The organism is Streptomyces sp. NA02950, assembly GCF_013364155.1.
Classification (GTDB): Bacteria; Actinomycetota; Actinomycetes; order Streptomycetales; family Streptomycetaceae; genus Streptomyces.
Window position 1 is genome coordinate 7945206 of sequence record NZ_CP054916.1, and the last position, 18962, is coordinate 7964167.

Sequence of the window (18962 nt, forward strand, 5' to 3'; positions counted from 1 at the left end):
CTCTCCGTCCCTCTTTCTCCCTCTTTCTCCCTCTTTCTCCCTCCTTCCCCCCTTTCTCCCCCTTCCCGCACTCACCCCAGCGAGCGTCGCCGTGTACCAACCCACCCTCACCCCCGTCGCCGACAGCGCCGCACTGTCCGCGCTCGTCGCCGCCCTGCCCCTGCTCACCCTGTTCCTGCTGCTCGGCTGGGTGCGGCTCAAGGCCCACTGGGCCGGCCTCGCCGCACTGCTCGTGGCAGCCGTCGTCGCGGTGGCCGGTTTCGGCATGCCGGTCCACCTCACCCTGCTGGCGGCGAGCGAAGGCACCGCCTTCGGGCTCTTCCCGATCGCCTGGATCCTGCTCACCGCGATCTGGGTCTATCAGCTCACCGTCGTCAGCGGGCGCTTCGAAGATCTCCGCGAGGCGTTCGGGCTGCTCAGCGATGATCCGCGCATTCAGGCAGTGATCATCGCCTTCTGTTTCGGCGGACTGCTGGAGGCCCTGGCGGGCTTCGGCGCGCCGGTCGCCATCACCGGCGTCATGCTGCTGGCGCTCGGCTTCACCCCGATCCGCGCGGCGATCACCGTACTGGTCGCCAACACCGCCCCGGTGGCCTTCGGCGCCATGGCGATCCCGATCATCACCGCGGGAAACCTCACCAAGATCCCCTACACCGAGATCGGCGCGGTCGTGGGACACCAGACGCCGCTCATCGCGGCGTTCGTCCCGCTGCTGCTGGTGGCCCTGGTCGACGGCCGCCGTGGGGTACGCCAGACCTGGCCGGCCGCCGTGGTGTGCGGCGTGGTCTTCGCGTTCGCCCAGTTCGCCAGCGCCACCTATCTGTCGGTCGAGCTCACCGACGTGATCGCCTCGCTCTCCGGCCTGGTCGCCCTGGTGCTCTTCCTCCGGGTCTGGCAGCCCCGCGGCGGCGCGGAGGCCGCGGCCGCCATGCGCGCGGAACACGGCGCCGCCGCCCGCGCCCCCGAGCACCCCATGGCCCGACCCGGGGCGGACGGGCGCCGCGGAGCGCGCTACGCCATGGCCTTTCTGCCGTATCTGATCGTCATCGCTGTCTTCTCGGTGGCGAAGCTGTGGTCCCCGGCCAAGGAGCTCCTCGCCGACAGCGACCTCACCATCGAGTGGCCTGGGCTGAACGGCCAGGTCCTCGGGGTCACCGGACAGCCCGTCTCCAGCACCGTCTTCTCCCTCCCCTGGCTCTCCTCTCCCGGCACCCTGCTGCTGGTCTCCGGTCTGATCGTCGCCGTGGCCTACCGGATGCGTCCGCGCACGGTGGCCCAGGAGTTCGTCGCCACCGCGATACGGCTCCGCTGGGCCGTGCTGACCGTGGCGTCGGTGCTTGCCCTGGCCTACGTGATGAACCTGTCGGGCCAGACCCTGGTCATCGGTTCCTGGATCGCCGGTGCGGGCACGGCGTTCGCCTTCCTCTCTCCGGTGCTCGGCTGGCTCGGTACCGCGGTGACCGGCTCCGACACCTCCGCCAACGCCCTGTTCGCGACCCTCCAGCAAAGCGCCGCGCACAAGGCCGGCCTGAGCGAGACCCTGCTGGTCGCCGCCAACACCTCAGGAGGCGTCGTCGGCAAGATGATCAGCCCGCAGAACCTCGCCGTCGCCGCCACGGCGGTCGGCATGGCAGGCCGGGAGTCGGAGCTGTTCCGCGCCGCGCTGAAGTGGAGCGTGCTGCTCCTGCTCGCCCTGTGCGCTCTGGTCGCCCTCCAGGCCGGACCGCTCGCGGGGACGCTCCCGTGACCCGCCGCACGCCGCCCACGATCGCCCGTACCCCGGCGCGTCCCGCGCCGGGCCCCCGACTCCAGGAATGCCGCGATGCGCATCGCCCTCTTCATCACCTGCGTCAACGACACCCTCTACCCCGGCACCGGACGGGCGGTGGTGACCGTCCTGGAGCGGCTGGGACTCGAGGTGGACTTCCCCACCGCGCAGACCTGCTGCGGACAGCCGCAGTACAACACGGGGTACCGGCGGGAGACCGAACCCCTGGTGCGCCGCACGGCCGCCGCCTTCGCGGGATACGACTACGTGGTCACACCCTCGGCTTCCTGCGCCGCCATGGTGCGTGACAACTATCCGCGGATCGGCGCCAGGGCGCTGGCCGAGGGACGCGGCGGCGAACTCTCCGAGGCCGCGGCAGGGCTGGTGCCCCGGGTGTACGAGTTCACCGAGTTCCTGGTCGACGTCCTCGGCGTCACCGATGTCGGCGCCCACTACCCGCACACCGTCACCTACCACCCGTCCTGTCACGGACTGCGGATGCTCGGCCTCGACGACCGTCCCCTGCGGTTGCTGCGTGCGGTGCGGGGGCTCACCCTCGTCGAACTCCCCGGCGCCGAGGAGTGCTGCGGCTTCGGCGGAACGTTCGCCGTGAAGAACGCCGCCGTCTCCGCGGCCATGGGCGAGGACAAGGTCCGCCACGCGGTCGCCACCGGAGCCCACACCCTGTGCGGGGCCGACAACTCCTGTCTGATGCACCTCGGCGGCATCCTGCATCGCCGGGGCGACCCGATCCGCCCCCTGCACATCGCCGAGATCCTGGCCGACACCGGACTCGCCGATACCGAAGCCGCCGGCACCGAACTCGCCGGTACCGAAAGGGAGACATCCGCATGAGCCGCACCTATCTGGGCATGCCCGCCTTCCCCCGGGCGGCGGCCGTCACCACGCAGGACACACGGCTGCGCGCGAACCTCACCCGGGCCACCCACAGCATCCGGGACAAACGGGCCGCCGCCGTCGCCGAGCTCGAGGACTGGGCGCGGCTGCGCGACGCAGGGAAGCACATCAAGGACCGGACCCTGCGCCACCTCGACCACTATCTGCTCCAAGCGGAGCGGGCGGTCACCGCGGCGGGAGGTGTGGTGCACTGGGCCGCCGACGCGGCGGAGGCGAACCGGATCGTCGCCGACCTGGTCAAGGCCAAGGGCGAGCGCGAGGTCGTCAAGGTCAAGTCCATGGCCACTCAGGAGATCGGGCTCAACCAGGCCCTGGCCGCCGAGGGCATCACCGCCTACGAGACCGACCTGGCCGAGCTGATCGTGCAGCTCGGCGACGACCTCCCCTCCCACATCCTGGTACCGGCGATCCACCGGAACCGCGAGGAGATCCGCCAGATCTTCACCGGCTCCATGGGACGTTGGGGCAAGCCCGCTCCGGAAGGGCTGTCGGACGATCCGGCGGACCTCGCCGAGGCCGCCAGGTCGCACCTGCGGGAGAAGTTCCTGAACGCCAAGGTGGCCGTGTCCGGGGCGAACTTCCTGATCGCGGAGACCGGCACCCTGGTCGTCGTCGAGTCCGAGGGGAACGGCCGGATGTGCCTCACCCTCCCCGAGACCCTGATCTCGGTCGTCGGCATCGAGAAGGTCATTCCCACCGTCCGGGACCTGGAGGTCTTCCTCCAGTTGCTGCCCCGGTCCTCCACCGCCGAACGCATGAACCCCTACACCTCGACCTGGACGGGGACCACCGATGGTGACGGCCCGTCGGAGTTCCACCTCGTGCTGCTCGACAACGGCCGCACCGACACCCTCGCCGACGAGATCGGCCGCCAGGCCCTGCGCTGTATCCGCTGCTCGGCCTGTCTCAACGTGTGCCCGGTGTACGAACGGGCCGGAGGCCACGCCTACGGCTCGCCGTACCCGGGGCCGATCGGTGCCATCCTCACCCCCCAACTGCGAGGGGTGCGGGGCGAGGTGGACGCCTCGCTGCCGTACGCGTCGTCGCTGTGCGGCGCCTGCTACGAGGTGTGCCCGGTGGCCATCGACATCCCCGAGGTCCTGGTCCACCTGCGCGAACGCGTGGCGGAGCAGAGCAAGGGGCACCGGGTGGAGCGGGCCGTCGTCCGGGCCGCGAGCCGGCTGCTGGACCGCCCGGCCCTGTACACGGCCGCGGCCCGCGCCGCCGCGCGCACCCGTCGACTGCACCCGCGCCGGCTGCCCTTCCCCGGGCCCGCCAGGGCCTGGAGCCGGGCCCGGGATCTGCCCGAGGTGGCGCCGCGGCCCTTCCGTGACTGGTGGACGGGCGAACGCGGCGGACACCGCGCCGAGGACGCCACCCCCGACACCCCGGAGGACACCCGATGACGACCGACAGCCGAGAGCATGTCCTCGCCCGCGTCCGGAGCGCCCTCGCGGACGTAACCGAAGGCGAGTCCCCGGCGGACCACCCGGTGCCGCGCGACTATCTGTCCGCGCACCACCCCGAGGACCGGCCGGGCATGCTCGACCTGCTCGCCGAGAACCTGGCCGACTACCGTGCCGTGGTCCACCGCGCCACGCCCGGCGCGCTGCCGTCGCTCATCGCGGAACTGCTGGCGGCCCGCGGCTCGGGCGCCGTGGCCCACCCGGCCGACCTGCCGGGGGCATGGCTTGCGGAGGCAATCGGCGTCGGACGCGTGGCCGACGGCCCGGAGGCCACCCCGGCACGGCTGGACACCGTCGACACCGTGGTGACCGGCTGTGCGCTGGCCATCGCGGAGACGGGCACCATCGTGCTCGACGCCGGGCCCGCGCAGGGACGCCGCGTCCTGACCCTCGTACCCGATCACCACATCTGTGTGGTCCGGGCCGGACAGGTGGTGGCATCCGTCCCGAGGGCGCTGACACGGCTGGATCCGACACGGCCCCAGACATGGATCTCGGGCCCCTCGGCAACCAGTGACATCGAACTGGACCGTGTCGAGGGCGTGCACGGGCCGCGCACGCTGGAGGTCATCCTCGTCGAGGAGAGGCAGCCGGAGAAAAAGTTGGAGAAGGAGTTGGAGAAGGAAGCGGAGGTGGCAGAGGAGCGCGCGGCGTCCGCCACGGCGCCCGGCAGTTGAACCCTGTCCACTACGTGGCCCCGATCCTCCCCGGATCGAGGCCACGTTGCTGTGCCGCTGCCCGGTGGGGGCGTCCATCGCGCGCTTGAACCAGGTGATCGGGCTGGTGGCGTCGTGGACCTGGACGCAGACGCGAGCCGGGACGGATGATCTCAGCCTTTGTGGACTCCGCAGGCCCGTTTTCCAAGCTCCGCTCCGTGGCCACGATGATCGCGGCGCGCTGTGACGCGACCGGTGCGGCGGGACCTGCCGCACCCCGACAGCCGGGCATTGCACCAGCATGAGGAGATGTCGGGCGCGCTCCTCGCCCCGCCCGCGCGATCTTCACCGCTGATGGGGAGACTCCCCCTCCACTTCACTTGTAGATTCGTCAACAGCGCGCTGATGTCCAACAGCGAAACGGGGGAAGTATTTTGTCTTTCGAACAGGAATGGGCGGGCTTGCTCAGTGACGCACGTGCCCAGCAGAGCACCTCCATGCGGCTCAACGGGGCGGGCGGAGGCGACGGCGGCGCAAAGGGTGACGGAACGGGCAGCGGAAAGCTGCTGCATGTGACGCCGCACGTGCTGCGCTCCTACGCCGGTCGCGCCGACAAGGTGAGCGACGACTTCGCGAAGACGGACAACGAGACGATGCGGGAGACCGAGCAGGTGCCCGGCTCCATGAAGGGCTTCGCGAGCGACGAGGCGTTCGCGGACTTCCAGAAGACCTGGCGTGCGCAGATGAAGTACCTGGACGGCCTCTACACCGGGGTCGCCAAGGCGCTCCGCACCGCCGCCACGACCTTCAAGGCCGAGGACGTCCGGCGCAAGGAGGACTTGGACAAGGTGGACTCGGACCGGCCGCTGTACGGGCCGTACGTGCCCCGGAACGGCACCTCGCAGGGCACCGACAAGCCCCTGTACGGCCCCTATGTGCCGACGCTCCCCTCCACCAATGAGCCCAAGTCCTAGGGAGGGCACCCGATGACCGCTCCTGAACTCACCTACACCGCGCTGCGCGAGGTCGACCTCGAACCGCTCCGGCAGGCGGTGGCGAAATGGCAGAAGCTGTCGGGCAAGATCGACACCGTCACCAATACGTTCACCCGCACCGTTTCGTCCCCGCTGGAGATGTCCGGCTGGTTCGGCGAGTCGGCGGAGGCGGCGTTCAAGACGTTCCGCACCGTCCGGCACCAGATGTCGGAGGCCTCCGGCCAGGCCGAGAAGATCGGCGCCGTCATGTCCGAGGCGCTCAAGGCGTTCGAATCCGCGAAGAAGGTCCTCGCGAGCGTCGAGACCGCGGTGAGCACCCCGCCGAAGGACGGCGACGGCAAGGTCTATCTGAAGGTCAACAAGGAGAACGGCGTCGTCTATCTCGACCCGCCGCCCGACGTGGAGAACACCGCGGGCCTCCAGAAGGCGTACCACGAGTCGATCGTCTACTACAACAAAAAGATACGGGAAGCCATCCGCAGTGCCAGCGACGCGGACCACGACCTGAAGACGGCTCTCCAGATCGACCCGCCGGGCAAGGGCTTCAACGACGACATCGCGGGACACCTCAAGGACGTCGACGCCGAGACCAAGAAGGATGTCGACCGCCTGATGGAGCTGGCGGGCAAGAAGGACTTCAAGAAGGACCCCAAGCTCCTGTCAGAGTTCAACGGCCTCCTCGCCAAGAACGCCCGGAATTCCGACTTCGCCGAGCAGTTCGCCCACCGCAAGGGCGCGAAGGGGATCATGGAGTTCTGGTACAACACGGCCAAGCCGGACTACGAGGAAGGCCTGTCGGGCGAGGCCAAGAAGCGCTCGGACGCGGTGACGAGGCAACTCGCGGCGCTCCAGGACAACCTGGGCATTACCCTGGCCCTCGCCAGCCACTCCGACTCGCCGGAGATGACGCAGTGGAAGAAGGACGTCATCGCCCTCGGCTACAAGCGCCTGCCCGGCGAGCACCAGACCTACTTCGCCGATCCGCCGTACGGCTTCCAGGTGATGAGCAATCTGATGCGCACCGGGAAGTGGGACAGGCAGTTCCTGAACGAGTACGGCGACAAGCTCATCGAGGTGGACAAGAAACCGTTCGACGCGCCCGGTGGACGCCGCGAGGACGAACAGACGCACCGGAAGTGGCTCGCCTACGGCCTGCAGCCGCCGGACTACCTCAACTTCGGCGGGAAGAACGACAAGGGCGAGGACCCCTTCACCGGATACTTCGAGGCGCTGGGCCACAACGGCGACGCGTCCACGGACTTCTTCAAGGACAAGGGGCACTTCGACTATGTGCTCCGTGACCGCATGTGGCTGCCGGACAGCGGCGGCGCCGACCTCGGCGACAAGGTGCCCTACGGTCCGCGGGTGGCCCTCGGTCACGCGCTGGGCTCGGCGACCACCGGTCACGACTGGGACGCGCCCGCGAACGTCCCGGCGGAGCACACCAAGGACCAGGCGGACCTCATGTCCAAGCTCATCAAGGGCATGGGGACGGTCGACGAAGGCGGGAAAGCGGACATCTCGTTGGCCTTGGGCATGCAGCAGGGCCTGGGGAACGCCGCGTCGGAGTACGTACCGGACTTCTTCCGGGCCATGACGGACGGTCAGGGCGACGACAAGCTCTTTCCCATGTCCGGGTCGCAGGCCGATTTGGAACATCGCGACGTGACGAGATTCCTCGTGCAGCTGGGGCAGGACCCCGACGCGAACGCGGCGATCACCGCCGGGCAGAAGCTCTACACCGCCCAGGTGCTCGACCACCACTTGGGCGGGGACGTCCCCGCGGACCAGAAGTACCACGCACCCGCGCGGGACATCGTGCACGAGGTCCTCAAGGCATCGGGAGAGACCGCGGGCACGCTGGCCTCCGGCGCCCAGGAGGGCATCATCGGCCCCGCGGTCCGGGAGGAGAAGGCGTACGACAGCGCCACGCTCAGCCACCGCCTGTGGGGCAACACCGCGTTCGGCAGCGTGGCGACGGGTGCCAGCATATTGAAGCCCTTCACCGCGCATCCCATCGGGGCCGCGGTCACCGCGAGCCTGATCATCGGGGCCGAGGGCGCCGCCCTCAACGACCAGGACGCCCAACACTGGGAGATCAACAAGTCCGCCCCGGCGGCGGACAAGGCCGGTGCGGTCTACGACGAGATGGCCGGGCGTGATGTGCGGCAGAACCAGGCGATGCTGAAGGCCATCGGGAAGGAACACGGCATCGACGTCTCGGAAAGCTGGGCGAAGCTGTACTCCGCCGAGGGCTTCAGCCAGGGATACTCCCGGGTCGGGTCCACGGCGCCCTTCCTCACCTCCATCGAGCAAGTAAAGCAATTGGCCGTAGGGCGCTAAGGGAACGCATGCACATGAACCGCCCCCTCCGTATCACCCTGCTCGCCGTCCTCGCCGTGGCCCTGGTCGCGGCGGGGGCGCTGGGCGGCGTACTCGTCGGACGCGAGGAAGGAAAGGACCCGAAGAAGTTCTCCGAGGTGCTGGGAGACACCTGCCCCACGGTCCTGCGGGGGGTGCCCTCGTCGCTGCTGGACAGGGTCGTCCCCGTATCCCGTAACGCCGGCGGCGAGCAGCGGATGACCTACCGGAAACTCTCGGTCAACTCCCATTGCACCATCACCGTGGACGGCAAGGAGGTGCTCGATGTCGATGTCGAGCAGCTCAACTCGGTGAACGAGCCCCGTCGGGCGGGCACGGGCCCGGGGCACGGCAAGACCAAGAGCATCCCCGGCTACGACAAGAGCTGGTCCTCCCAGGACGCCGCCGGCCTCAACGTCGCCTGCACCAAGAACACGGGCAACGACAACGCCACCAACGTGTACGTCAGGGCGCAGGTGTGGCGGGAGCCGTACGGGGGGCTGCGCGAGGACCTGGTGCGGATGGTCAAGCAGGCGGCGAAAACCGGCCACGCCCTGGCGTGCTCGGCCGTCCCGCCGGTGCCCGACTGAGCAGTTCCCCGGCCGTTCCCCGGCCGTAGGGTGACGACTCCTGGACGGATCACCCGTCCAGGGGTCTCGCGCACCCGGCGCTCACACCCGTGGTTCGCGGAGCAAGGCGGTTGAGCGGTGTATCAGTCCGCGGGGTGAGCGTGGTAGAACGCTCGCGCGGCGAGGTCGGTCCACTCGGGGTGGTCCCAGCTGCTCCAGCGGGAACGGGCGTCCCTGCCGATGGCCTCGGCCGCTTCGTCGGCCGAGGCGCCGAGGCCGCGGAGGCGGTCGGTCTCGGCACGGACGTGGTCGAGATAGTCCCGGACGTCCTGGATGAGCGTCGCGTCGGTCACCTCGCCGTGGCCAGGGACGACCACCGTGGGGGAGAGAGCCAGGAGCTGGTCGAGCACGGTGATCCAGCGGTGCGCGTCGACATCGGTGTCATGAGGCGGGAAGTAGGGGGCGATCGGGAACATCCGGTTCTCCAGCAGATCGCCGCCGAACAGGACATGGCTGTCGACAAGGACGATCTGGTCGCCGGCCGTATGCGCCGGCCCCACTTCGCGCAGCACCACTGTGCGGCCACCGAGGTCGATCTCCGCTTCCCCCGTATAGGTCACGTCAGGGTCGACGAACCGCACGCCGTCGAGTGCGGCCGCGACCGCCGGACTCACTCCCCGGAACATCTCGGCGTACGCGGCGCCCTTGCGACGTAGTTCGGCCCGCTGGGAGTCGTTGTAGATGATCGTCGCGGCCCCCTTGAACGCTTGTGCCCCGAATCCGTGCTCCGGGTGGAAGTGGGTGAGGGTCACCCAGAGACGTCGGTCTCCGGCCAGCCGCTTGGCCTGTTCCAGGACGTACCGCCCGTTGCGAGGGCCGATCCCGGTGTCCACGACCAGCGCGGAGTGGTCGCCGACAACGATGCCGATGTTGGGGACGATCGGCACGCGGTTGTCCGGAATCACAAACACCCCTTCCCGGATCTCGATCGGCTCGCCCTGGACGAGAGGCGCGGGAGCGCCCTTCCGGTCGGACGGCGCCCGAAGTCCGGCGGTCGAGGGCTGCGGTGAGGATTCGGTCCGGCACACGGGATGGACTCCAATCTGATCAATGTTCAGATCTACGGGATCGAACGTATCATGGATCTGAATGCTGTTAAGATTCGGGCATGGGCAAGAAGCGTTACCACCACGGGGAGTTGCGAGAAGCGCTGCTGGACGCCGCCGAAGCCCTGGTCCGCGAGCGCGGAGCGGAGGGATGGTCGCTGCGGGAGGCCTCGCTCCAGGTCGGTGTCAGCCCTAGCGCCGCCTACCATCACTTCAGTTCGCGGGACGCACTCGTGCGCGCACTCTCCGGACGAGTGCTGGCCCGGCTGGGAGAACGCCTGAGCCTGGCCGTGCACGAGGCGTCAGGCGATGATCAGCAGCGCCTCATCGCCTACGCCCGCAGCTACATCACCTGGGTACTGGATGACCCGGCCGTCGCCCGGCTCGCCTTCAGTGCGGGTGAGGTACCGCCCGTGCCGACGCACCCGCATCACGTGTTGTCCGTGGAAGTCGACCGGCTCGTCGACACCGACGGACTCAGCCCCTCGGCACGCCCCGGGGCCGAGTACCTCCTGTGGGCGGCCATCCATGGGCTTGCCACCCTCCTCGTGGCGGATCTCGTCCGTCTGGATGACCGCGCAGCCGTCGACCTCCAGGCAGAGCGCCTGGTCCGGACCGTCCTCAACGGACTCGCGCAGGAGCACCCGGCGGCCCCCGCCTGGCCGCAAGCCCGCACCGCATACACCGAACGCCTCGCGGACCCGGAAGCACCTCCTGACCCACGCTGACTGCCGGCACGCCTGAACGGCACCCGTCATGCGACCCTGGGTTCGGATCCGGTGGTGAGGGAGCCGGGGGCGCGTTGTGCGGACCTCGCCTAGGCTGGACATCCCCAGGGGGGTGCCTGTGGAGGTAGCCATGCGCCCCGTATGGTCCGGTGCCGTGAGCTTCGGGCTCGTCACGATCCCGATCAAGGTGTTGCCCGCCACCGAGGACCACTCGGTGTCCTTCCGGCAGATCCATACCGTCGACGGCGGCCGGATCCGGTACCGCAAGGTCTGCGAGCTCGACGACGAGGTCCTGAGTCAGGACGATATCGGCCGGGCCTACGAGGAGAGCAAGGACCACCTCGTGCCCATCGCGGACGAAGAGCTCGACCAGCTGCCTTTGCCGACCGCCAAGGCGATCGATGTCCAGGCATTCGTTCCCGCGGACTCCCTGGACCCGATCCGCTTCGGGCGCCCCTACTACCTGCAAGGCGACGGGGCCGTCGCGGCCAAGCCGTACACGCTGTTGCGAGAAGCCCTGGAGCACAGCGACAAGGTGGCCATCGCCAAGTTCGCCTGGCACGGTCGCGAGCGGCTCGGCGCGCTGCGCGTGGTGGGCGACGCCATCGTCCTCCAGGCGCTGCACTGGCCGGACGAGGTCCGCTCCAGCGATGGGCTCGCCCCGACCGACGTGGAACTCTCCGAATCCGAGATCGACGAAGCCATCACCCTGATGGAGGCCATCGGCGGGACGGAGGTCAGCCAGTACCGCGACCAGTACCGGGAGGCCGTCGAAGCCGTCATCGAGGCAAAGGCGGCCGGTGTGGCACCTCCGGAAATGGAGGGGCCGACCAAGCCCGAGGGGGAGGTCGTGGATCTGATGGCCGCCCTGAAGGACAGCGTGCGGGATGCCAAGAAGGCCCGCGGGGAGACTGCCGGGGAGGGCGAGGTGCGCAAGATGCCGTCCAAGAAGAAGGCGGCGGGCAAGAAGGCCGCCAAGAAGGCCCCGGCGAAGAAGGCGGCCAAGAAGCGGACCGCGTCCTGACCGCGCACTTCCGCCGACAGTGCGCAGGCGAAACATCACTGATCATGATGTCGGAGGGACGGAGGCGAGGCGGCCGGCACCCTCGCGCCGGGCACGTCCCTCGAGTTCACAGGTCTCTTGCCCGGGCGGGGCGCGGCCCGCCCGCGGGGGGCGGTCCATGACACCCGCCCGCCCGCGCCCCGAAGCCCGCGGTCACGACAGGGGCTTCGCCAGGACCGCCTTGCGGTGGCTGAAGGTCTCGATGGAATAGCGGCCGTGGTAGCTGCCCATGCCGCTTTCGCCGACGCCGCCGAACGGCAGGTCGGAGACGGTGAGGTGGGCCAGCGGAAGGCCGAGGCCGAGGCCGCCCGAGGAGGTTTCGGCCGCCAGCCGGTCCCGGGTGGTGTCCGACTCGGTGAACGCGTACAGGCTCAGCGGCTTGTCACGGTCGTTGATGAAGTCGATGGCTTCGTCGAGACCGGTCACCTCGACGATCGGCAGGATCGGGCCGAAGATCTCCTCCTGCATGACCGGTGCGTCCGGGGACACGTCGGCCAGGACGGTCGGCGCGATGAACTTCGTCGCCCGGTCGTGTGCGCCTCCGGTGACCTGACGGCCGGAATCGAGCAGGGCGGTCAGCCGGTCGAAGTGGCGTTCGTTGACGATGCGGCCGTATTCCGGGGACGTGGCGGGGTCCGGGCCGTACGACGCCTCGATGGCCTTGGTCAGGGCGGCTTCCAGAGCGCGGGCGGTTTCGGGGTCGGTCAGGACGTAGTCGGGGGCGACGCAGGTCTGTCCGGCGTTGAGGAACTTCCCGGCCGTCAGCCGAGCGGCAACCGTCTCCAGGTCCGTGCCCCGGTCCACGAAGGCAGGCGACTTCCCGCCCAGTTCGAGGGTGACGGGGGTGAGATGCCGGGCGGCGGCGGTCATCACGATGCGGCCCACCGTGCCGTTGCCGGTGTAGAGGATGTGGTCGAAGCGCTGTTCAAGGAGAGCGGTGGTCTCCGGGACACCGCCTTCGACGACGGCGACCGCGTCGGTGTCGAGGTACCGCGGCAGGAGGCGGGCCAAGGCCGTGGAGGTGGCCGGCGCCAGTTCGCTGGGCTTGGCGACCACGGCATTGCCGGCCGCCAGGGCCCCGACCATGGGGGCGAGCAGCAGCTGTGCGGGGTAGTTCCAGGGGGCGATGATCAGGACGACGCCCAGCGGGTCGTACTGTGTCCAGGCGCTCGCCTCTCCCAGGTGTGCCGGGACCGGTGCCGGTTCCGGCCGGAGCCAGCCGTCGAGGTGGTCGAGGGTGTGGTCGATCTCCCGGATGACGAAGTCGATCTCGCTGCGGTACGCCTCGTAGCTGCTCTTCCCCAGGTCGGCGCGGAGGGCAGCGGCTATGTCCTCGCCGTGTTCGGTGAGCAGGGTGCGCATCCGGTGCAGTTGTCCGGTACGCCAGGTCAGAGGCTTGGTGGTGCCGGCGCGGAAGGTGGCGCGCAGCCGCGCGAGGAGTTCGGCGGGCTGTTCGGAGGCGGAGTCGTTCATGGTCCCCTCACAGGTGGGTGTGATGTGCGGACGGGATGGGCGCTGTCACCGGCGTGCGGGTCGTCGGCGTCACGACGTCGGTGTACAAGGCGTCGGCGCGCGGGGCGCCGGATGCGGGCGGGCGCTGGTTGCCTGCCACGGAGCCGATCCCCCAGCGCCGGCGCCCGCGACAGGGGTCAGCGGCGGTTCAGGACGTCGATGAGATTCCGGGCGAGCCGCGCCGAGGAGGCGGGGTTCTGGCCGGTGTGCAGATTGCGGTCCGCCACGACGTGCTCGCTGAACGGGGCGGCGGCGTGGAAGTCGGCGCCCCGTTCCACCAGACGGTCCTGAAGCAGCCACGGGGCCTTGTCGGCGAAGCCGGCAGCGGTCTCCTCGTCATTGGTGAAGCCGGTGATGCGGTAACCGGCGAACGGCCAGCTGCCGTCCTCGCGCCGGGCGGCGAGCAGGGCGGCGGGGGCGTGGCACAGCACGCCGAGCGGCTTGCCGGAGTCCAGCGCGGCGGTGAGGAGGCGGCCGGAGGCGGCGTGGACGGCGAGGTCCTCCATGGGGCCGTGGCCTCCGGGGTAGAGGACGGCGTCGTACGCGTCGAGGTCGACCTCTTCGAGCGTGACGGGCTTCTCCAGGTCGGCGCGGATGGATTCGAGGTACGCGGCGATCGCGTCGGCCTGGTCACTGCCGCCGGTGGCTTCGGGAGCGAGGCTGGCGGCGTCGACGGTCGGGGTCACGCCACCGGGTGTGGCGATGGTGACGTCGAAACCGGCCTCACGGAACAGCCGGTGCGGTGTGGCGAGTTCCTCCGCCCAGAAGCCGGTGGCGTGCCGGGTGCCGTCGGCGAGCGTCCAGTGGTCGGCGGCGGTGACGACGAACAGAACTGCGGTCACGGCTGTCTCCTTCACAAGGGTGCGTGTGCATGCCGAGGTCCGGTGAGGGACCTGCTTGATGAGTAGATGCTTCATACACTGAAGCAATGGCCTGACGGTAGAACTCAATGGTTGAGAAAGTCAAACTTTGAGCTCCTCTACACTTGTCGTATGGCCCGTACCCCTGCTCCACCCGCCGACCACTCCGCCGCACCGGACGACGGCCCTGCCCACGACGAGCTCATGGACCGCCTGGCACGCGCCGCTGCCGGTTACTACCGGGATCTGACGGCGGCGGCCGCGGTGCACGGGCTCACCATGACGCAGGCCAAGATGCTGATCCTGCTGCGGCAACCGCTGCCCATGCGTGCCCTCGCGGGACGGCTCGGCTGCGACGCCTCCAACATCACCGGGCTGGTCGACCGGCTGGAGGCGCGTGGACTGGTCTCCAGACACCTCGACGCGTCCGACCGGCGGATCAAGAGGGTGGTCGCCACCGAAGAGGGGAGGGAGGCGGTCCGCCGCGTCCGCGCCGATATGCGGGGGACCGCGGAAGCCTTCGCCCGTCTCGACGAGGAGGGCCGCCGCAGCCTCTATGAGCTGCTGGGGCGCCTGCACCCCGAGGAGCCGGCCTGATCATGGCCGGGCCGGGCGACGCCGCGGGCCGTGGTACACGCCGCGGGCCGTGGTACCCGGAATGTCCGGAGGCGGCCCGGGCTCAGGCGGTCAGGACGTGCCGGAATCCTGCGCGGGTGCGCCAACGCGGGGGTGCAGTGCCGTGAGGCCGTCCAGGAACATCTCGAGGGCGAGGTCGAAGCTGTCGGGGTCGATGCTGTCGGCGTGCTCGCGCAGCCGGTGGGCCCCGGCCAGGTGTGGGTAGCGGCCGACGTAGACCTCGATGTCGTCGTCGAACCCTCCGGCGAAGGAGCTCAGCGCGGCACCGACCACCAGGTACTTGGTGGAAGCTCCGATCATGGTCGCGTACCGGGGCGGCCAGCCTCCGGCCACCAGACCGCCGTGGACGGTGTTGGCGCGCTGCAAGGACACGTCCCGGCGGGCCGGTCCATAGGCCAGGAAAGGAATGATGTTGGGGTGAGCGGCCAGCGCGGCACGATACGACCGTGCCCACGACGCCACTCCATGACGCCAGTCGCCGGTCTCGAAGCCCGAGACATCCACGCTCGCCATGATGATGTCCGCGACCTCGTGAAGGACGTCGTCCTTGGTCTTCACATGCTCGTAGAGCGAGGAGACCTGGACCCCGAGGCTCCGGGCGAGCTTGCGCATCGACAGCTCGGCGAGCCCTTCCTCGTCCACGATGGCCAGCGCCGCGGTGCAGATGCGTCCCCGGCTGAGGATCGGTCTGGTCGGCCGCCCCACCGATGCACCCCCAGGTCATAGTGCGGTCGGTCACCCGCAGTGCCCAGCTCCTGAACTCACCCTACACGCGAGCCGTCGAGGGCCACCGCGCCGCCGAGCACCTGGTGGCACCCGGAGCACCGCGCGGTGGCCGTCCCGTCGGTGACCCGGCTGTCACCGGGTGGCGAGCGGCGGCCGCTCGGCCGGATCGCGGACCGGCCTGATCCGCCACAGCGACAGCAGGGCGACGGCCGCCATCACCGCCATGTACAGGGAGATCGACATCGACGTGTGCGTGGACTCCAGCAGCAGAACCATCAGGAACGGTGCCAGACCACCGCCGAGCACCGCGGCGATCTGGTAGCCGAGGGAGGCGCCGGAAAAGCGCACCTCCGCGCTGAACATCTCCGCGAACAGCGCCGCCTGCGGACCGTACGCCGCCGACAGGCAGATACCACCCCCGACCATGGCCAGGACGACGAGCGGGACCCGCTCGGTGTCCACGAGCCGGAACATCGGGAACGCCCAGATGCCCAAGGCCACGACCCCGGCGGCGTACACACGGCGACGGCCCACGTGGTCCGAGAGCCACGCGAAGAGCGGGAGTGCGACGAGCTGGGCTGAGTTGCCCAGCAACACGGCGGTGAGCACCGTGCCCTTGCTCATTCCCAGGTGTCTGCTGCCGTAGTCGAGCATGCCGGTGACCAGCAGGTAGAAGGAGGCATTGACGACGAGGAACGAGCCGGCCGCGAAAAGGATCTGCTTGGGCTGGGAGCGCAGCACCTCCAGCACGGGCGAGCGCCGCCGGGTTCTCTCGCCGTCGGACAAACGCTCCTCCGCGCGCTGGTACGCGGGAGTCTCCTCCAGCCGCTTGTGGACGAACATGGCCAGCGCGATCATCACCACGCTGAACACGAACGGCACCCGCCACCCCCACGCCTCGAAGTCGTCCTTGCCGACCGCGCTGGTCATGAGGAGGAAGGTCAGATTGCCGAGGATCAGGCCGACCGGCACACCGAGCTGTACGAAGCTGCCGTACAGCCCTCGTCGTCCGGGTGGTGCGTACTCGGTCGCGACGAGCATCGCACCGCCCCACTGCCCCCCGACCGCCAGACCCTGGGCGAAGCGGAGCAGCGCCAACATGATGGGTGCGGCCACCCCGATCGTGGAGAAGGTGGGCAGCAGACCGATCAGCATGGTGGCCACGCCCATGAGGACCAGTGTCGCCACCAGTACCGGCTTCCGGCCGAACTTGTCGCCGTAGTGACCGCAGACGATGCCCCCGAGCGGGCGGGCGGCGAAGCCGATGGCGAAGGTCGCGAAGGCCGCGAGCACTCCGGCCACGGGGCTGACCGACGGGAAGAACTTCGTGCCGAACACGAGCGCGGCGGCCGTGCCGTAGATGAAGAAGTCGTACCACTCGATGGCGGAGGTGGCCATGGCGGTGAGTGCCGCACGGCGCACCTCGGAGCCGGAAACCGCTCCTGGGTCGCTGGGTTCCCGAAGGTCCGTCGTGGTGTTCTGGGCGGTCATGGCGTGACGGTCCTTTCGGTGGCGCGGGGGGTGGCCTGCTGGGTGAACCGCCGACGCAGTTCCCGCTTGAGTACCTTGTGGCTGGGCCCGAGCGGCAGGCTGTCGACGACCTCGACGCGCCGCGGGTACTTGTGGCGGCCCAGCCGGTCGCGGGTCCACGCGAGGAGGGCGTCGGGGTCGACGCGGTGGCCGGAGCGCGGCACGACAACGGCGCAGATCTCTTCGCCGCGTTCGCTGTCGGGGATGCCGATGACGGCTGCCTCCGCGATGTCGGGATGGCGCGCAAGGGCTTCTTCGACCTCGCGGGGGTAGACGTTGAAGCCGCCGCGGATGATGAGGTCCTTCTTGCGATCGACGATCGAGAGAAAGCCGTCGGCATCCTTGCGCCCGATGTCACCGGTACGGAACCAGCCGTCGACGAGGGCGGCGTCGGTGGCCTCCGGGTCACCGAGATAACCGGCCATGACGTTGTGACCGCGGATGACGACCTCGCCGGTCTCGCCGTGCGGCAGCAGTTCGATGCAGTCCTCGTTGCCGGCGTCGGCGATCTCCACGTCAACGCCCCACAGGGGATGGCCGACGGTGCCCGGCCGCCTTCCGTACCCGGGCTGGTTGACACTCGCGGTCGGAGAAGTCTCCGACAGGCCGTAGCCCTCGTACACGGTGGTGGTGAAGGTCTGCTCGAAGCGCTCGAGCACGGTGACCGGAAGGGACGCGCCGCCGGAGACGCACATGCCCAGCCGCGGAAGCTCCGGCCGGCCCTCCGCGCTGTCGAGGAGCCGGATGAACATCGTCGGTACGCCGTAGAACGCGGTGACCCCCTCCTCCCGCATGAGGGTGATGGCGCCGTCCGGGTCGAATCGCGGCTGCAGTACGAGCGTCGCCGCCGCGCGGAAGGTGGCGTTCATGGCCACGGTCTGGCCGAAGGTGTGAAACAGCGGGAGGCAGCCGAGCGCGACGTCGTCAGGGCGCAGACGGTTGACGTCGAACGCATTCACCGTCGCGTTCATGACCAAGTTGAAATGAGTGAGTATGGCACCTTTTGGGCGTCCCGTGGTGCCGGAGGTGTAGAAGATGACGGCTGGGTCGTCGGTGTCCCGGGTGGTGTACGTACGCAGCGGGTCTACTGACGGTGCGAGTGCGTTCAGCGACCCGCTGTGATGGCCGTCCCCGAGAGGCAGGAAGGAGATCCCGGCTTGCTGAGCCGCCGTCCGGCCGAGATCGAGATGGCTCACCTCGGCGATGAGCGTTCGGGCGCAGGAGTGCTCGAGGATATGCGCGGCTTCGTCGGCGGTGAGCAGCGTCGGCACCGGCACGACGACACCGCCGACGGCGAGGATGGCGTAGTAGGCGCGAACGAAGTCCGCGGTATTGGGGCACAGCAGGGCCACACGGTCATCGGGGCGCACGCCCTGCTCCCGCAGCGCCGCGGCGTAGCTCAGGGCGTCGGTCCACAACTCGCCGTAGGTCAGGCGGACTCCGCCTTCGACCAGTGCCAGGCTGCCGGGGGAGCGACGGGCGGGGTCGGCGAGGGTGGCCGCGAGCGACAAGGCTGTCATAGGTCTCCTGCCATTGCACAACACCGCTGACATGCGTCAGCGAAGGACTGGCGGACATGGATCCGGGGGCGGCGGCCTGATGAGGGTCGGTGCCGCTGGATGCGTGTTCGGGGGGTCGACTGCGTCGGATGGGGTGCGACTGATGAACACGAGGGGATGGGCCCGGTGGCGGCACGGCGGCGATCGTGGAACCGCTCTGTGGCGCCGGGCAGCACTCGGGGTGACCGATCAGTGTTCGGTTGTTGCGGCAGATTAAACCGAACGTCGATCGGTTACAAGGGGGGTCCGTCCGCGGAACATCTCACTCGGGGCACCCCCTTCACAGTCGGCCGCGACGAGGGTTAGAGTCCGAAAAAACTTGCGGCGCTAGTTTAACTCGGGAGTCCCGCCCGACCTCGGGGCCACGCCCCTGCCGGGTGGGCCAACTGCCGTGCGGCGCCCGCTGGATGCCCCCGCGAGATGCCCCCGCACACGGCGTAGGCCACCTCCGGGAACCGCTCGTCGCAGCCGCCCTCCGGTGCCGCCGGCATCGCTCGGGACACCGCCTC

Annotated in this window: 16 protein-coding genes; 10 read left to right on the forward strand and 6 right to left on the reverse strand. The window is 69.5% G+C overall.

Annotated features, from left to right (window positions below; genetic code table 11):
- The first annotated feature begins 91 nt into the window (after positions 1-91).
- The 7 genes from HUT19_RS34625 (at position 92) to HUT19_RS34655 (ending at position 8754) form a co-directional block, all read left to right on the forward strand.
- Positions 92-1747 (forward strand): L-lactate permease, encoded by a 1656-nt coding sequence (locus HUT19_RS34625; RefSeq protein WP_176184270.1) that lies wholly within the window; start codon positions 92-94, stop codon positions 1745-1747.
- A gap of 75 nt (positions 1748-1822) precedes the next feature.
- A complete protein-coding gene (locus HUT19_RS34630; RefSeq protein WP_176184272.1) occupies positions 1823-2623 on the forward strand; it encodes a (Fe-S)-binding protein in 801 nt (266 codons plus the stop codon).
- Entirely contained in the window at positions 2620-4092 is a 1473-nt protein-coding gene (locus tag HUT19_RS34635; protein ID WP_176184274.1) for a lactate utilization protein B, read from the forward strand. Before HUT19_RS34630 ends, HUT19_RS34635 begins: the two co-directional genes overlap by 4 nt.
- A complete protein-coding gene (locus HUT19_RS34640; RefSeq protein WP_176184276.1) occupies positions 4089-4829 on the forward strand; it encodes a lactate utilization protein C in 741 nt (246 codons plus the stop codon). The genes HUT19_RS34635 and HUT19_RS34640 overlap by 4 nt, the downstream gene beginning before the upstream one ends.
- A 440-nt stretch (positions 4830-5269) precedes the next feature.
- Positions 5270-5782 (forward strand): type VII secretion target, encoded by a 513-nt coding sequence (locus tag HUT19_RS34645; RefSeq protein ID WP_254885934.1) that lies wholly within the window; start codon positions 5270-5272, stop codon positions 5780-5782.
- Between the two features lie 12 nt (positions 5783-5794).
- Positions 5795-8146, forward strand: a complete 2352-nt coding sequence (locus tag HUT19_RS34650) for a PPE domain-containing protein (RefSeq protein ID WP_176184280.1) — start codon at positions 5795-5797, stop codon at positions 8144-8146.
- Between the two features lie 14 nt (positions 8147-8160).
- Positions 8161-8754 (forward strand): hypothetical protein, encoded by a 594-nt coding sequence (locus HUT19_RS34655; RefSeq protein WP_176184282.1) that lies wholly within the window; start codon positions 8161-8163, stop codon positions 8752-8754.
- A gap of 122 nt (positions 8755-8876) precedes the next feature.
- Here HUT19_RS34655 and HUT19_RS34660 read toward each other — a convergent pair whose 3' ends face one another.
- A complete protein-coding gene (locus HUT19_RS34660; protein WP_176184284.1) occupies positions 8877-9821 on the reverse strand; it encodes an MBL fold metallo-hydrolase in 945 nt (314 codons plus the stop codon).
- Between the two features lie 80 nt (positions 9822-9901).
- Between HUT19_RS34660 and HUT19_RS34665 the strand changes: the two genes are divergently transcribed.
- Together HUT19_RS34665 and HUT19_RS34670 are read left to right on the forward strand one after the other, a co-directional pair.
- Positions 9902-10567: a TetR/AcrR family transcriptional regulator gene (locus HUT19_RS34665; protein ID WP_176184286.1), complete on the forward strand. Its 666-nt coding sequence runs from the start codon at positions 9902-9904 to the stop codon at positions 10565-10567.
- Between the two features lie 130 nt (positions 10568-10697).
- The gene (locus HUT19_RS34670) at positions 10698-11591 is read left to right on the forward strand and encodes a Ku protein (RefSeq protein ID WP_176184288.1); all 894 of its coding nucleotides are present in this window, start codon (positions 10698-10700) and stop codon (positions 11589-11591) included.
- A 192-nt stretch (positions 11592-11783) separates the two neighbouring features.
- Here the strand turns inward: HUT19_RS34670 and HUT19_RS34675 are convergent, their stop codons facing one another.
- Together HUT19_RS34675 and HUT19_RS34680 are read right to left on the reverse strand one after the other, a co-directional pair.
- The gene (locus tag HUT19_RS34675; RefSeq protein ID WP_176184290.1) at positions 11784-13103 is read right to left on the reverse strand and encodes an aldehyde dehydrogenase family protein; all 1320 of its coding nucleotides are present in this window, start codon (positions 13101-13103) and stop codon (positions 11784-11786) included.
- A 176-nt stretch (positions 13104-13279) separates the two neighbouring features.
- Positions 13280-13984, reverse strand: coding sequence for a type 1 glutamine amidotransferase domain-containing protein (locus HUT19_RS34680; RefSeq protein ID WP_176184292.1), 705 nt, complete (start codon positions 13982-13984; stop codon positions 13280-13282).
- A 150-nt stretch (positions 13985-14134) separates the two neighbouring features.
- Here HUT19_RS34680 and HUT19_RS34685 point away from each other — a divergent pair, with 150 nt between their 5' ends.
- Positions 14135-14599 (forward strand): MarR family winged helix-turn-helix transcriptional regulator, encoded by a 465-nt coding sequence (locus tag HUT19_RS34685; protein WP_254885935.1) that lies wholly within the window; start codon positions 14135-14137, stop codon positions 14597-14599.
- Between the two features lie 90 nt (positions 14600-14689).
- On the opposite strand, the gene HUT19_RS34690 is transcribed toward HUT19_RS34685, so the two are convergent.
- The 3 genes from HUT19_RS34690 to HUT19_RS34700 all read right to left on the reverse strand — a co-directional run bounded on the left by HUT19_RS34690 (position 14690) and on the right by HUT19_RS34700 (position 18414).
- Positions 14690-15343 carry a TetR/AcrR family transcriptional regulator gene (locus HUT19_RS34690; protein ID WP_176184294.1) on the reverse strand — a complete coding sequence of 218 codons (654 nt, stop codon included), beginning with the start codon at positions 15341-15343 and terminating at the stop codon, positions 14690-14692.
- 153 nt (positions 15344-15496) lie between these two features.
- The gene (locus HUT19_RS34695) at positions 15497-16855 is read right to left on the reverse strand and encodes an MFS transporter (RefSeq protein ID WP_176184296.1); all 1359 of its coding nucleotides are present in this window, start codon (positions 16853-16855) and stop codon (positions 15497-15499) included.
- A complete protein-coding gene (locus tag HUT19_RS34700) occupies positions 16852-18414 on the reverse strand; it encodes a long-chain fatty acid--CoA ligase (protein WP_176184298.1) in 1563 nt (520 codons plus the stop codon). The genes HUT19_RS34695 and HUT19_RS34700 overlap by 4 nt, the downstream gene beginning before the upstream one ends.
- Positions 18415-18962 lie beyond the last annotated feature (548 nt).